At 38.1% G+C, this 15,674-nt stretch carries 12 protein-coding genes; 7 read left to right on the forward strand and 5 right to left on the reverse strand.

Annotated elements, in window-relative coordinates:
• Positions 1-4 precede the first annotated feature (4 nt).
• The 3 genes from JM84_RS00755 to JM84_RS00765 form a co-directional block, all read right to left on the reverse strand.
• Positions 5-1,054 (reverse strand): ThuA domain-containing protein, encoded by a 1,050-nt coding sequence (locus JM84_RS00755; protein ID WP_261375678.1) that lies wholly within the window; start codon positions 1,052-1,054, stop codon positions 5-7.
• Between the two features lie 87 nt (positions 1,055-1,141).
• Positions 1,142-1,900 (reverse strand): sulfite exporter TauE/SafE family protein, encoded by a 759-nt coding sequence (locus JM84_RS00760; RefSeq protein WP_144782300.1) that lies wholly within the window; start codon positions 1,898-1,900, stop codon positions 1,142-1,144.
• Between the two features lie 4 nt (positions 1,901-1,904).
• Complete coding sequence (locus JM84_RS00765; protein ID WP_144782302.1) at positions 1,905-3,956, reverse strand: TonB-dependent receptor family protein; 2,052 nt, start codon at positions 3,954-3,956, stop codon at positions 1,905-1,907.
• 85 nt (positions 3,957-4,041) lie between these two features.
• Between JM84_RS00765 and JM84_RS00770 the strand changes: the two genes are divergently transcribed.
• Positions 4,042-6,423, forward strand: coding sequence for an alpha/beta hydrolase family protein (locus JM84_RS00770; RefSeq protein WP_144782304.1), 2,382 nt, complete (start codon positions 4,042-4,044; stop codon positions 6,421-6,423).
• A 134-nt stretch (positions 6,424-6,557) separates the two neighbouring features.
• Here JM84_RS00770 and JM84_RS00775 read toward each other — a convergent pair whose 3' ends face one another.
• Positions 6,558-8,348 carry a ribonucleoside-diphosphate reductase subunit alpha gene (locus JM84_RS00775; RefSeq protein WP_144782306.1) on the reverse strand — a complete coding sequence of 597 codons (1,791 nt, stop codon included), beginning with the start codon at positions 8,346-8,348 and terminating at the stop codon, positions 6,558-6,560.
• Positions 8,349-9,626, reverse strand: a complete 1,278-nt coding sequence (locus tag JM84_RS00780) for a ribonucleotide-diphosphate reductase subunit beta (RefSeq protein ID WP_013750988.1) — start codon at positions 9,624-9,626, stop codon at positions 8,349-8,351.
• A gap of 492 nt (positions 9,627-10,118) precedes the next feature.
• Here JM84_RS00780 and JM84_RS00785 point away from each other — a divergent pair, with 492 nt between their 5' ends.
• The 6 genes from JM84_RS00785 to sufD all read left to right on the forward strand — a co-directional run bounded on the left by JM84_RS00785 (position 10,119) and on the right by sufD (position 15,573).
• The gene (locus JM84_RS00785; RefSeq protein WP_013750987.1) at positions 10,119-10,448 is read left to right on the forward strand and encodes a HesB/IscA family protein; all 330 of its coding nucleotides are present in this window, start codon (positions 10,119-10,121) and stop codon (positions 10,446-10,448) included.
• 153 nt (positions 10,449-10,601) lie between these two features.
• A complete protein-coding gene (sufB, locus tag JM84_RS00790) occupies positions 10,602-12,047 on the forward strand; it encodes a Fe-S cluster assembly protein SufB (RefSeq protein WP_013750986.1) in 1,446 nt (481 codons plus the stop codon).
• 44 nt (positions 12,048-12,091) lie between these two features.
• Positions 12,092-12,979: an N-acyl homoserine lactonase family protein gene (locus tag JM84_RS00795; protein ID WP_013750985.1), complete on the forward strand. Its 888-nt coding sequence runs from the start codon at positions 12,092-12,094 to the stop codon at positions 12,977-12,979.
• A gap of 3 nt (positions 12,980-12,982) precedes the next feature.
• Positions 12,983-13,402: a hypothetical protein gene (locus JM84_RS00800; RefSeq protein ID WP_013750984.1), complete on the forward strand. Its 420-nt coding sequence runs from the start codon at positions 12,983-12,985 to the stop codon at positions 13,400-13,402.
• 23 nt (positions 13,403-13,425) lie between these two features.
• Entirely contained in the window at positions 13,426-14,178 is a 753-nt protein-coding gene (gene sufC, locus JM84_RS00805) for a Fe-S cluster assembly ATPase SufC (RefSeq protein WP_108877179.1), read from the forward strand.
• Between the two features lie 81 nt (positions 14,179-14,259).
• Entirely contained in the window at positions 14,260-15,573 is a 1,314-nt protein-coding gene (gene sufD / locus JM84_RS00810) for a Fe-S cluster assembly protein SufD (RefSeq protein ID WP_144782308.1), read from the forward strand.
• Positions 15,574-15,674: the final 101 nt, after the last annotated feature.

A 15,674-nucleotide genomic window follows, 5' to 3' on the forward strand; every position in this document is an offset into this window, starting at 1 on the left:
ATAATTATCTCCAAGAGCGCTTTACGGCGCTCTTTTTTGTTGGGAAATCACTTGGCACTTCTCGTGTTACTCTCCCAGTGGCTGCCCACTCTGCTCCTCGCTGCAAGGTCGTAATAAAGCCGACACTCTCCATAGAAATATCCATATGTCCTAAGGCAGTATGGAATACACGTCCTTTCTCATAATTTACAGTCATAATAAGAGGTTCTCCTCTACCTGACCCTTTATTTTCTGGAGCCCAAGGTTGTGCGTTTCCCTCTACGTCTGAATATGCGTAGTATAACACATTTACATTTTCGGCAGGGCCGCGTAAACGATCGTAGAGCTCATCTTTAGTATGCATCCATTGCTTAGGTAATCCGCGCATGATAGGGTGTAATGTATCCCAGGCTGTTAGTACAAATTCGGTTTCTGGACCGTGTGAAGATTCCTCACCATTACTTGGTTCAATCTTAAGTTGTTCTTCTTCGTTAATGTAAATCTGATTAAGTCCATCGTGTGGGCGATTTCCCCAGCCACCTACACCTATCATCTTATTAAATGCAGGCCAGTCTCCCCAAGAATTATTTGCTCCATGCACAACCACAAGACCGCCACCATTCTTCATATAAGATTCAAAATCTTCTTTTGTCTCCGCTGGCCAATGTGCAGTTTTGTCACCAAAGTTTGATAAGATCACATCATATGTATCAAATTCGGGCTTAAAAGAAGCATCGGCTATGATGCTGTCTTTCACTTCATGTATTCGCGCATCATCCACTCGATACTTTTCGACTAATTGTGTGATACTATCATGATTGAGTCCGTCTACAATACCGTGATGTGGACCTTGATAAGTATAAGCGGTTCTATAAACATCAACCTGAAAAAGACCTGTTTCTTCCAGATATGATTTCATCATCATTGTTGTCTTAGGCCATACTCCATGATTGTTTTGACCGTCTATAATGAGCGCTCTAAGTTGCTTAACTGGTTCGTCTATAACCTGCTTCTTATCTTCAGACTGATTGCAACTAGTAATAAATAGTATACAGAAAATTATGTTGAGTAACATTTTGACACGCATAATATCTTATTTAGATTCCTAAAAATACTTACAAAATAATTAAGTGGATAAGCACGCTTTCGCGAAAGCGGACTTTTAAAACAAAAACATCTTTGCAATAGCACCTATGAGCACAATAATAAGAACGTAGTATGCTACTTGATCTGCCCATTTATTCTTACTAGCGAAACGAGCAGTAAGAAACCCACCTGTAGTCTGCCCTATCGCCATAATGCCACCCAGCTTCCAGTCAATGAGCCCTTGGTAGTGAAAAATTGCAATTACAAAGAGCGTATAAAGTCCTATTACAAAACTTTTGAGCGCATTACTTTCTATGATGTTAAAGCGCATTCCTAACACCATGATTATAAGGAAAAACACGCCCATACCCATCTGGATAAACCCTCCATAGAACCCAAGTGCAAAAAGCAATGGGATATAAATGTACCATTTAGGTTTAAACGTAAGATCTGTTTCTCTGAGCCAGCGCTTAGGCTTCACCAATACAGCTAGCAGCATGAACACCATCATAAATTTAAACACTGCTCTAAACTGCTCATTACTTACATTTATGGCAAGAATAGCTCCCGCAATAGCACCTATGAAAATAGGAATGATATATTTTTTATTCTTTGCGATATCAAGCCTTCCATTCTTGTAAAAAACCCACGAGGTTGCCGAACATTGTGTAAAAATCCCAATACGGTTAGTTCCATTGGCAATGTTGCCTGGCAGCCCAAGCACCTCCGTAAGAATCGTTAAGGTAATGGCGCTTCCGTTTCCCGCAAGAGTATTGATCCCACCAGCGATAAGGCCTCCAATAATTGCAATGATATATGTTTGTAATTCTGTCACAATATTAAAATTCGAGTGTGATTCCTCCAAAAACAGTGAGTCCTGGCGCAGGTTCATAAAACCTTCCTCCAAAGGCATTAATACGCACGTTATCCGTGTATTTCTGATCTAACACATTATTTACCCCAATGTAGGGCTTTAACGTGACCTCTCTAAATAATGTCTCATAGCTTGCTCTCACATTAACGAGTTCATATCCATCTATGGTAGTCTCATTGCTATCTTGAGCATATTGCTCTCCTATAAAGTTTGTGCTCACGCTCACGTTAAAACCATTGCTCCCTGCATATTGCAACCCCATACTAGACATGTGCCTTGCAATTCCTGGTAAGAAGTTACCGTCAAAATTCCCATTTGGCGTTTCAAATTCATCATAGGTAAAGTTTGAGTACGTATAGGAACCCGTAGCGTTTAACCAACCGTTTCCTAAGGGTAATGCTCTGTATGAAGCTTCAACCTCAACACCATGACGCTTAGTTTTTCCTGCATTTCTAAAAAACTCACGATCTGGAAATTGCGCCAACTCAAACGGCACTAAATCATCTTTTGTGTTTATCAAAAACGCAGCGAGTTGATATTGCAACTTGCTTGCAATAGTCCCTTTTAAACCCACCTCAAAGCTAGTTGCCTTTTGCGCTTTTAGATTTTCATTAAATCCTATAGAACCATCAGGATTTGATGATAATTCTGATAATGACGGTGTCTCAAAACTTGTTGCGACATTCATGTATGGAGATAACGCTTTCGCGAAAGCGTAACTAACACCAACACTAGGATTAAAAGAATTTAATGTAAGACTTCCAGAATCATCACCGTTATCCAGTAAATCATCATCTGCCGAAAGTTTGTTGTAATCAAACCTAGCGCCGGCTGTCAAAAAGAACTTACCTAGAGAAAGATGGTCTGTAATATATACACCTAGGTTAGTGAATTTCTCGCGCTGTCCTAGCGTTTGACCTCCCACTTCTCCATCACGGTTTCTAAATCTGTTTCTGCGATCATTTTGATAAGCAAAGTCGTATCCTGCGCGTATGGTATTCTTATTTTTCTTGTAAGTTATGCTCGTTCCTTGCCCTAAGTAATTGCGTGATAGATCAACAATACCACCAAACTCAAATGGCAACAACCCATTAAACTGTCGGTTGCTATAAAAAGCATAGGCATTTACAGTAGTATGCTCACTCTTATTCCACGCTAGGCTAGTTCCTACTTTAAACTGCTCTATGGCCTCACCTGTTTTAAACTGCACATTTCTATCTCTTGCCTGTCGTCTATTAGCGTTAACTTCCTCTAGCGTCAATCCGCCAGGGTCATCTGCCTGTGGCGAGTCTGCATAATTAAGAATAGCCGTGAGAAAAGTATTCTCACCTATTTTAAATTGCCCTTTAAAGTTGGTGTTTATTTGCTCAAAACCGCTTTGATCTCTGTAACCATCGCTAGTCGCATAATTACCATGAAACGTATAGTTTGCATTTGCATCTCCTATGGTCGCAGTGGCTTGATAATTTTGAAATCCAAAAGCACCTATTCCAGCTTTTACTGAGGTGATATTTCCCACCAGTATGTCAAAAGATTTTGTGGTTATATCAATCACACCACCAGAGGCATTACCGTAAAGGCTAGCACTCGCTCCTTTTGTAATCTCAATACGGTCTATAATGCCTAGATTAAGATTATCAAGTTGCCCTTGTCCATCTGGAGTAGTCTCAGGAATCCCATCTACAATAAGTTTTATACCACGTATCCCAAAGCTAGATCTTGCTCCAAAACCACGAATGGATATTCGTAAATCCTGAGCAAAGTTGTTTGCATTTTGAGTAAACACACCTGGCACTTGCTGTACATACTCTTGTAAGGACAATTGCTGTCTAGTGGCATCTTCCTTGCTCGTGGTAATGACGGAAACGGCTGCAGGTATTTGCTGTACGGTACTCTTAATTCTCGATGAGGAAATTACAACAGTATCAATAATCTGATTAGGTATAGATCCCGTCTGACTATAGGCACCATAAAAGAATGCCATCGAACAGATAAAAGAGGTGATAATATTTTTCAAGGGTAGCAATTTTTGGCGAAAAGTACTGCCTATAACAAGAAACTCAAAATAAAGCTACATTTACTTGTGTAAACATGTTCATGATATGAAACGATTATTACAACTTAAAAAGTGGATTTATAAGCAATTAAATGCGATAACTCCTGGTGCAATCGCCATTAAAGGTGCCGCAAGAGGACTTTTCATAGGGACCTCCATTATCTTTTTGATTTTTGCGATACACGCTATACAAACAATGGGTGACAGTACACTCATACTATTACAGCTCGCTATTCTCATAGGGACTGTACTATCTGTATACTTAGGATTATGGGTACTCAAAAAGCTTGCTCGCATTCCCAAAATTCTTCAGCTAGCACTACTAATCACTACACCACTCCTTCTGCTATCATTATCAGAAGAACTCGTTTACTGGTTATTGGCTTTGATTACACTTGCAACCGCAGGAGCTGCTATTGCTGTACTTACTAGCAAAGGATTTAGACAGAAGACTATTATAAAAAAAATAATAACACTTCTGGGAGGAGTACTCGCAATTACTGGATGTACACTTGCAATTTTAGGGTTTTCACCTAAAGGGTTTGACATGAAACCGATAGCAAATGCGGCTGCTCTAAGCTCAGATAATATTGCACCTATTAACGCTCCTTCTCCATCCCTAAATGGTAATTACAAAGTACAGACATTAACGTATGGAAGCGGTACTGACAAACACAGACCTGAATATGGAGAAGAAGCCACTATTATCACAAATACTATTGATGGAATACCGTTTTTAGATAATTGGGAAGGAATGAGTGGATGGTATAGAGAACGTTTTTGGGGATTTGACGCTAGAGAACTTCCTGTAAATGGTCGGGTCTGGTATCCAGAGGGAGAAGGCCCGTTCCCACTTGCGTTAATTGTACACGGTAATCACTCCATGCACGACTTCTCAGACGAAGGGTATGCCTATCTAGGAGAATTAATGGCTTCAAGAGGATTCATTTTTGCATCTGTAGATCAAAATTTCATCAATAGCAGTTGGTCAGATATTCCTGAAGGTCTTGATGAAGAAAATGATGCCCGTGCCTGGATACTTCTAGAACATTTAAAAGCATGGCATGAGTGGAATGAAGATTCAGAAAGTAAATTTTATAAAAAAGTTGACACCATGCAGATAGCATTACTAGGTCACTCTCGAGGCGGTGAAGCTGTGGCACATGCCGCCCTACTAAACAAGCTTTCACATTATCCTGATGATGCAACCATCGCTATGGATTACAACTACAATATCAATACAATCATTGCGATTGCTCCTGTAGACGGACAGTACGAACCTGGGAATACCCGCACATCACTCAAGGACATCAACTATTTTGTAATGCATGGCGCTCAAGATGGGGATGTGAGTTCTTATGCAGGATCCAAGCAATATGAACGCATCACATTTTCTGACGGTACAGATTACATAAAAAGCGGACTATATATACAAGGTGCAAATCATGGACAGTTTAATACTGGCTGGGGAGCTAATGATACTGGACTTTCAGTCACGCAGTTTTTAAATAATAAACAATTACTCCTCAAAGAGGATCAAGAAGAAATCGCCAAGGTTTATATAAGTGCCTTTCTAGAGACGACACTCAAAAATCGTAAGGAATACCTACCACTATTTATAGATGCTCGCAAAGGGAGAGAATGGCTTCCAGAAACCATCTACCTTAACCAATATGAAGATAGTTCCTTTGATGCCATTGCTACTTTTGATGAAGATTTTGATGTTGTGACTACTGTAGACACTACCACAACAATATTAACGGAAAACCTAAGCGTGTGGAGAGAACAAGAAATAGCACTAAAATGGGGAGAGAAAGGTAGTCGTGCGGCATATATAGGCTGGAGCTATGACAATATTGATGAAGAAACAACTCTTCCCGATAGCATTGTTGCTAATTATTCATTTGTATTTAAAAAACCGCTCAGCACCATAGACAGTAGCAAGGTGTTTACATTTTCACTAGCAGAATCCACCGAAAGTACAAATCCAAAATCTGGTGGAAAGTGGATAAACGATGAAGACAACAATATAGATAATGAGTCATTACTGACTAATAACACCTCTAATAACAGTGAGGAATCTACTGAAGAAGGTACAGATGAAAGTGAAGATATAAAGCTACCAAAAGAACCTATTGACTTTACAATTACTATAAAGGACACCGCTGGAAATACCGCTTCCCTATGTTTAAGTGACTTCTCTGGATTGCAAACTGAAATAGGTGTGCGTGTATGGAAGTCTCAATTTATAGAAGAGGAAACACTATCAGAAAATGTATTTCAAACGTATTATTTTCCACTAGAGGACTTTCAAGGTCGCAACAAGACTCTTGATTTGAAGGAAATTGTGAGTGTCACATTCGTTTTTGACAACACTTCAGAAGGTGTGATCATCTTGGACAATGTAGGTTTTATGAAACGATTGTGATGTAGGTACGCTTTCGCGAAAGCGTATTAAAAACAGTATAACTACAAAAAGGAAAGACCCGCTATCACAGCAGGTCTTTCTTATTATATGGTTTGCTCAACTCACATTGAGCAATACTCTTAATCTTTTACAGATTACGCTTCACAACTCGCGCAGTCTTTCTTCTGCTTGAATTTTTGTGCTGCGTTCATACTGTGCTGATAGTATAGAGATTTTAATCCTAGCTTCCATGCCGTCACGTGGATCTTGTTAATCTCTTTTACCGGCATCTCTGGGTGCACTATAATGTTTACAGATTGTCCTTGATCAATATGATTTTGACGGTTTGCTGCTTGATAGATAATATCCATCTGGTCAATTTCTGAATACGTTTTAAAAGTATCCTTCTCATTCTCACTCAAGAATTCTAAGTGCTGCACAGACCCATCCATATCACGGATGCTTCTCCACACGTCTGTAGTATTCATTCCCTTTTCTTCAAGAAGTTCTACTAAGAATGGGTTCTTGATAGTAGTCTTAATTTTTGCAATATCCTTTACATAAATATTAGACCAGATTGGCTCAATACCTTGAGACACTTGACCTAGTATAAAAGCAGATGATGTTGTAGGTGCAACCGCATTAAGTGTCGCATTACGTCTACCATATCCTTTAAGAACTTCTGGCTCTCCAAATGTCTTTGCAAGCTCTTCTGATGCTTCATAAGACTTATCTTTAATTGCCTTGAAGATTTCGCTGTTTAAGTTGTATGCTTCTTGACTATTAAAAGGTAGCATTCTAGACTGTAATAATGAGTGCCATCCTAATACTCCTAAACCTAATGAACGGTTAGCCTTTGCAAAATTATAAGCACGCTCCATAAATAAGAACGTCTGGCGATCTTCTCTAGAATCTGAATCTCTATATCTTTCTAATTTTTCTAAGAACTCAGTAATAACTGCATCTAAGAAATACACCATAGTTTCTACAGCATCTGTATCCTTCCACTTATCGTAGTGTAATACATTTACCGAAGAAAGTACACATACAAATGACCAATCATCATTAGAAGGTAACATAATCTCAGTACAAAGGTTACTTGCGTAGATTTTGTGATCGTTATCCTTATATACATCGGCAGCACCATTATTTGCATTGTCTGTAAAGAAAATGTATGGATATCCCATCTCTCCTCTAGACTGCAATACTTTTGCCCATAATGAACGCTTAGCACTATCGCCCGCAATCATTTCTTCCATCCACTCGTTTGTCACAGTTACACCGTGTGTAAGCTCTTGGATGCTATTTCCTTCTGTTCCTATTTTTAAGAATTCTTCGATATCTGCATGCTCGATAGGTAGGTAAGGAGAAAAACGACCACGTCTCACAGATCCTTGACTTACTACATCTACCATAGATTCAAAAAGCTGCATGATGTGCACAGAACCAGACGCTTGCCCGTTGTTCTTTACATCTGCTCCTCTCGGTCTTATTTTACCGAAATAACCAGAAGTACCACCTCCTAGTTTTGACATCATTCCTACCTCAGATTGAGTATACAAGATGTTACCCATATCATCAGAGATATGTGACCCGAAACAGCTTATAGGAAGCCCTCTTTCTTTTCCAAAGTTTGACCATACTGGAGAAGCTAGTGAGTAAAAACCTTCAGACATATACCCATAGAATTTATCACTAAATCCTGGTATCCCTAAAATTTGCTCTGCTCTATCTGCTACTTCACGTATACGTTGCTCTGGAGATACTCCAGGGCTTAAATATCCTGCACCTAAAAACTTACGACTATTTTCTGTAAGCCACTTAAATCCGGCTCCTTCACTCTCTGTTTTATTAGACAACGCTTCTTTACGAGCAGTTAGCAATTCATTTTCTTTTCCTGCTGTCGTTGCAGAAACTTGTCCTTTAATTAGTTCTTGATCGTTCATTTAAAATAGGTCGTCTTCGGTTATACTTTGTGCTCTTTTTGTGTAGTTGACAGATCTCTTAACAAAGAAATCGCCATGTTTGGTCCCTATGATTTCATCATCAAACCACTCTGCATCTTTTAATAAAGTTTCATCAACTTCAAAAACAGGTTCAATACCAATACTCGTAAGAGATTTATTGAATCTGTCTTTTATAAATTCGTTTACAAGCGCTTTAGGTAAGAAGTCTAATTCTCCAGCTTCAAAAATCCAGTCTACAATATTGCTTTCTGCTTTGAATGCTTCCTTACACATTTCTTGTACGGTTGCGCTATGCTCTGCATCAAACCACTCTGGATTTTCTGCTTTGATAATTTTTATAATGTCAATACCAAAATCTCCGTGTATTTGCTCCTCCTTAGAAGTTGCTTCTACTACGTTTGATATTCCTTTAAGCATATTTTTATGCTTATTAAATGCCATAATAATTAAGAACTGAGAAAACAATGACACGTGCTCAATAAAGAGAGAGAATAATAAAATAGACTCCGAGTATTCTTTATTGTCTTCACTTTTAGCATTCTTAAGTGCAGTCTCGAGGTATTGCACACGCTTCATCATTACAGGCTTTTTCTTGAGTAACTTAAACTCTTTATTAAGACCTAGTATTTCAAGAAGGTGTGAGTATGCATCTGCATGACGCACTTCACTCTCTGCAAACGTTGCTCCTACCGCTCCTACTTCTGGCTTAGGCATTTTGTGATAGATATCTCCCCAAAATCCTTTTACCGCAACTTCTATTTGAGAGATTGCTAGCATCGTATTTTTGATAGCACTACGTTCTACATCTGTAATACGTGTTTTAAAATCTTGTATATCACTCGTAAAATTATACTCCGTATGTATCCAGTAAGAATGTCTTATTGCTGGAACGTAATCGTACAATTGTGGGTACTCGTAAGGCTTAAGATTGATACGCTTTTCAAAGATGTTTGTTTTACGCTTTTGCGCCTGTTCATCACGGTACAAAATGTATGTTTTTGCAACATCTACAAACTCCTCACTTAACATTAACTTGCGCTCTACAAGATCTTGTATTTGCTCAATAGTTGGAATGTAACTTGCATCAAGTTCCTTTCTCTTCTTAAGGTCACTATATACCATATCAGAAATACGCTGTGCATCCTCTGGACCTCCATGTTCAATAGCTGTCATGGCCTTAAGAATGGCACTTGTAATCTTCTCTTGGTGAAACGGTTTCGTTTGAAAGTCGCGCTTGACGATGTGGGTAATTTCCATAGCTATATTGAGTATAATAATTAGAATTATGCGGATAATAAAGATCTACTTTTTATGGGCTCAAACAACCGTTTATCTTTCAACGTTTTCAACAGGATATTCACAATTGCCATTTTACTAGCCTTCGCAAAGGTTTCATTTTCACGCATATCTCTGTCATCAAGTCTATTTGCATATGGTAACACGATTTACACAAATCTATCAACATTGCGGTGTGGAAAACTTACTCAAAAAACTTCGGGATTAAATTAGGTTTCAAGAGTCATTTCAAGTAAAAATGACTTCTCATTTTAGAGAAGACCGCACACACAAAGCTTTAGCAAAAGGACCATAGAATTTCTAGTTATTTTACATCTCATATCCTTAAAAACAACTTTAAAACACTTTTAAATAACCTATAAGAAATCCCTATCGCACTATGCATTAGTTATATGTAAGGATTCGTGTAAAAACGAGACCTAAACCTTATATTTGCAAACTATTTATAACGATATGATTAAAGTAGATTCACAAGCAAAAACTAAAATCGCAAGCCTCATGCAGGAAGACGGTTTTGATGTAACTACGGACTATGTGCGCGTAGGCGTAAAAAGTGGTGGTTGCAGTGGTTTATCATACGATCTTCATTTTGACAAAACGCATCAAGAAGATGATAAAGTTTTTGAAGATAATGATGTAAAGCTAATAGTAGACAAGAAGAGTTTCCTTTATTTAATAGGTACTACACTAGAATATAGTGGCGGACTTAATGGAAAAGGATTTGTTTTTAACAATCCAAATGCACAGCGTACCTGTGGATGCGGAGAAAGCTTTTCTCTATAATAACTTAGTTGGTTACGCTTTCGCGAAAGCGTAACCAATTTAAAATATATTACAGTTTTCATGATAACACCCTTAATACAAGAAAACTAGCACACCATGAAAAGTTACCCTTAGGGCAGGAATACTTTTCTATCACACATTGAAAAAAGAAACATGGCATATACTGAAGATGATTTAAGGGAAGAACTAAAAACCAAAGAATACGAATATGGTTTTTTTACAGACATTGAGTCTGAGACATTTCCTGTAGGATTAAACGAAGACATTATACGAGCTATTTCTAAGAAAAAGGATGAGCCGCAATGGATGACTGAGTGGAGACTTGAGGCATACAAGGTTTGGCTATCTATGGAAGAGCCAGACTGGGCAAACGTAAATTACGAGAAGCCAGATTTTCAAGCAATCGCTTATTACTCTGCTCCCGTAGCTGTAGACCCTAATAAAACACTAGATGATGTAGATCCAGATCTACTCGCTATGTATAAGAAATTAGGAATCTCTGTAGATGAGCAAAAGAAAATGAACAACATCGCGATGGATATCGTGGTAGATTCTGTTTCTGTAGCAACTACTTTTAAAAAGACGCTTGCAGAGAAGGGAATTATTTTCATGAGTATCTCTGAGGCTATAAAAGAGCACCCAGAACTAGTACGTAAGCACTTAGGAACCATCGTTCCTGTAAAAGATAATTACTACGCAGCCTTAAATAGCGCAGTATTTTCTGATGGCTCTTTCTGTTACATCCCTAAAGGTGTAAAATGCCCAATGGAACTTTCTACTTACTTCCGTATTAATCAAGGAGGAACTGGACAGTTTGAAAGAACATTATTGGTAGCAGACGAAGGCAGCTATGTAAGTTACCTTGAAGGCTGCACCGCTCCTAGTCGTGATGAGAATCAATTGCATGCTGCCGTTGTAGAACTTATCGCAATGGACGATGCAGAGATTAAATATAGTACCGTACAAAACTGGTATCCCGGTAATGCAGAAGGAAAAGGTGGGGTTTACAACTTTGTAACAAAGCGTGGTCTCTGTGAGAAGAATGCAAAAATCTCATGGACACAAGTCGAAACAGGATCTGCAGTTACATGGAAATACCCTTCTTGTATTCTCAAAGGAGATAACTCTATAGGTGAGTTTTACTCTATCGCAGTGACAAACAATCACCAGCAGGCAGACACAGGCACTAAGATGATCCACCTTGGAAAAAACACCAAGAGTACGATTATATCAAAAGGTATCTCTGCAGGAAAATCTCAGAACTCATATAGAGGTCTTGTAAAGATTAATGCAGGAGCTACAAACGCTCGTAACTTCTCGCAGTGTGATTCTCTATTAATGGGTAACGAGTGTGGAGCACACACTTTCCCATACATTGAGACTAAAAATAAAACTGCTCAAGTAGAACACGAAGCTACTACTAGTAAGATAGGTGAAGACCAAATCTTCTACTGTAACCAGCGTGGTATTGATACAGAAAAGGCAATTGCTTTAATTGTAAACGGATTCTCAAAAGAGGTACTTAATAAACTCCCTATGGAGTTTGCTGTAGAAGCTCAGAAATTACTTGAGATTAGCCTAGAAGGATCTGTAGGGTAGTATTTATCAATACAATCAAACTATAAACCAAGATTATCACAACAATGAAAAATATATTATTAATTGCCGCTCTTGCCATCACTACAATTTCTTGTGAAGAATTCAAGAAAGGATATGAAGATGGAAAGCAAAAAGCAGAAGATCAAAAAGAGTCAGCCGCTACACAAGAACTTCCTGAGGTAACTTTATATAAACTAGACGGTGGTACTGTAATGGCAAATAACTTAAACTTATTTGCACAAGGCGACACTTACAAAGGAGAATCAAAAGAGCTTGCAGATGCATTTTTTGTCATCAAGCACCCTAAAGGAACTCTTTTATGGGATACCGGTTTACCTGAAATGCTAGTAGGTCAAGAACCATATACTCCAGAAGGAGGGGCTTTTACCATTACTCGCAAAGACTCTATAACAACACAACTTAAAGGTATCGGGATGACTCCTGATGATATCGATATGATTGCGTTTTCTCACATTCATTTTGATCACACAGGTGCTGCAAATCATTTTGCAAAAGCTACATGGTTGGTTCAAGAATCAGAATATGATTTTGCAAATGGAGAAGACATCAAAGGAAATTCGTTTTATGCGCCAGATAGCTTTAACAAGCTTACAAACGTAGAAAAACTGAATGGAGAGAAGGATGTTTTTGGAGATGGCACGGTGGTAATAAAATCTATGCCAGGACACACAGCAGGACACCAAATATTGTTCTTACGCTTAAAGGATAATGGACCAACGCTATTATCTGGAGATATCTATCATTTTGAGCAAAACCGCAAGGATGCGATTGTACCACAGTTCAACTACGATATCCCAGCAACGGAGCAAAGTATAAAGGATTTTGAAGCTTTCGCGAAAGCGGAAAATGCAAAAGTGATTATCCAGCATGATGCAGGAAACTTTGCACAAACACCAGCGATACTTAATTAAGATATGAAGAAGATTCTCTTTTTATTAATAGCAGGTCTCGCACTTGTATCATGTAATCAGAAATCTACCGAAGACTCGTCTTCTAACTCATATGAAGTTATTGAAGGTGAATTTATATATCTAGTAGATGCTGCTATCATTAAAGGAGATTCCTTTATTTATGGTGTAGCTCTAGATGACAAAATGCGCGAACTAGCAACCATAGTCAAACCACTACAACGTGATGAATATGATATGGTGCCAGTTGTTATAAAGGGTATTATTAATCCTAAGCCTACTAATGAAGAAGGCTGGGATTTTATAGTAACCATTAAAGAAATAGTAGAAGTAAAAGCACCAACGGCTGACACTTCAATTAAATTAGAAGCAGGAGACAAACTCAAGACAGAGGGTGGTTCCATTAAAGTAGAAAGCGGTAAATAATCGCACAATAAGAACGTAGAATTATGTTATCAGTTAAAGATTTACACGCACGAATTGAAGAGAAAGATATCCTTAAAGGTATTAATCTTGAGATAAAAGCTGGCGAAGTGCACGCTATCATGGGACCAAACGGTTCTGGAAAAAGTACACTCGCTTCTGTTATTGCAGGAAAAGAAGAGTATGAAGTAAGTGGTGGAGACATCGAACTTGAAGGAGCATCTATACTAGAAATGGATCCAGAAGAAAGAGCACACGAAGGTGTTTTCTTATCTTTTCAATATCCGGTAGAGATTCCTGGGGTTTCTGTAACTAACTTTATCAAGACTGCCATAAATGAAACTCGCAAAGCAAAGGGCCTGGAAAATATGCCTGCTAGCGATATGCTTAAAAAGATTAAAGAGAAGGCAGAACTTCTTGAGATGGATCGTAAGTTTCTTTCTAGATCTTTGAATGTAGGATTCTCTGGAGGTGAGAAGAAGCGTAACGAGATTTTCCAAATGGCGATGCTAGAGCCTAAACTCGCTATTCTAGACGAGACAGATTCTGGTCTTGACATTGACGCACTACGCATTGTTGCAAATGGTGTAAATAAACTAAAGAGTAAAGATAACGCAGTACTAGTGATCACTCACTACCAGCGTCTTCTAGAATACATAGTTCCTGATTTTGTACACGTTCTTATGAATGGAAAAATTGTACGTTCTGGAGGAAAAGAGCTTGCTCTTGAACTTGAAGAAAAAGGATACGACTGGTTAAAAGAAGAAGTGGGAGCGTAATACGTTTAGACAACTCATAAGAGATATTCCCAATAAAAATATCCCTTATACTTAACTGTCTAGATTCATAACTTAGAAAAGATGAGTTTAAAAGATAAATTAGTAAGTAACCATATCGTACTTCAAGAAAGTATTGATGCAGATTCTCCTATATACGACATTCGTAACGAGGCCATCAAGACTTTTGAAGCAGAAGGGTTTCCTACAAAGAGATTAGAAAACTGGAAATACACATCTCTTAACAGCATTCTTAAGGAGGATTATAATATCTTCCCTAGTAAAGAAGCTGCACTAGACTTTAAAGATGTAAAGCAGTATTTTCTTAATGATGTAGATACTTATAAAATCGTTTTTGTAGATGGGGTGTATAGCTCATTTCTTTCAGAAACTACGCATGATGGTATTGATGTATGCACGATGGGTGCAGCATTATCAAAGCCAAAGTACAAACAAGTTATAGACGTTTACTTTAATAAGATTGCAAAAGGAGAATCTATGGATTCTCTCAACACTGCATTTGCAAAAGATGGTGCTTACATCTACATCCCAAAAGGAAAAGTAGCACAAAAGCCTATCCAGATTGTACACTTTGCTACAGGAGCAAATGATGCAATGATGCTACAACCCCGTAACCTTATTGTTGCCGAAGAAAATTCTGAAGTACAAATTATAGAGCGCCACCAGAGTCTTACAGACAAGAAAGTGCTTACTAATGTTGTTACGGAAATCTTTGCAGACAAAAGAGCGCTTGTAGATTACTATAAAATTCAGAACGACAACTTAAGCGCTTCCCTTGTAGATACTACAGAGATAGAGCAGCATAAAGAAAGTATTGTTTCTGTGCATACTTTTTCTCTAGGTGGAAACATCACACGTAACAACCTTAATTTTTATCAAAAAGGAGAGTACATGGACTCTATCCTTAAAGGTATTACGATTATAGAAGGAAAGCAACACGTAGATCACAACACACTAGTACACCATATTACTCCTAACTGCGAGAGCCACCAGGATTACAAAGGTATTTTTGCAGACAAATCTGTAGGAGTATTTAATGGGAAAGTAGTTGTTGAGAAAGAAGCTCAAAAAACAAACGCTTATCAATCTAATAACAACATTTTATTAGATGATACAGCGACTATCAATTCAAAACCTCAATTAGAGATTTTTGCAGATGATGTACGTTGTTCTCACGGTTGTACTATAGGACAGTTAGATGAAAGTGCTCTTTTCTATTTACAATCTCGTGGGATTGGAGAAAAAGAAGGACGCGCATTATTGATGTATGCCTTTGCAAACACAGTATTATCAAGTGTAAAAATTCCTCAGTTAAAGGAAAGAATAACAAAACTTATTGCTAAGAAAATCGGTGTAAACATCGGCTTCGAGCAGTAGGAAATTAGTACCACATATTAAAAGCCGTTACTCTTTAGTAACGGCTTTTTCATTTTAAACACAATACGTACTGGAGTAGTCTAAAAGTAGTCCAGTTTGTA

The sequence above is a fragment of the Dokdonia sp. Hel_I_63 genome (genome assembly GCF_007827285.1).
GTDB lineage: Bacteria > Bacteroidota > Bacteroidia > Flavobacteriales > Flavobacteriaceae > Dokdonia.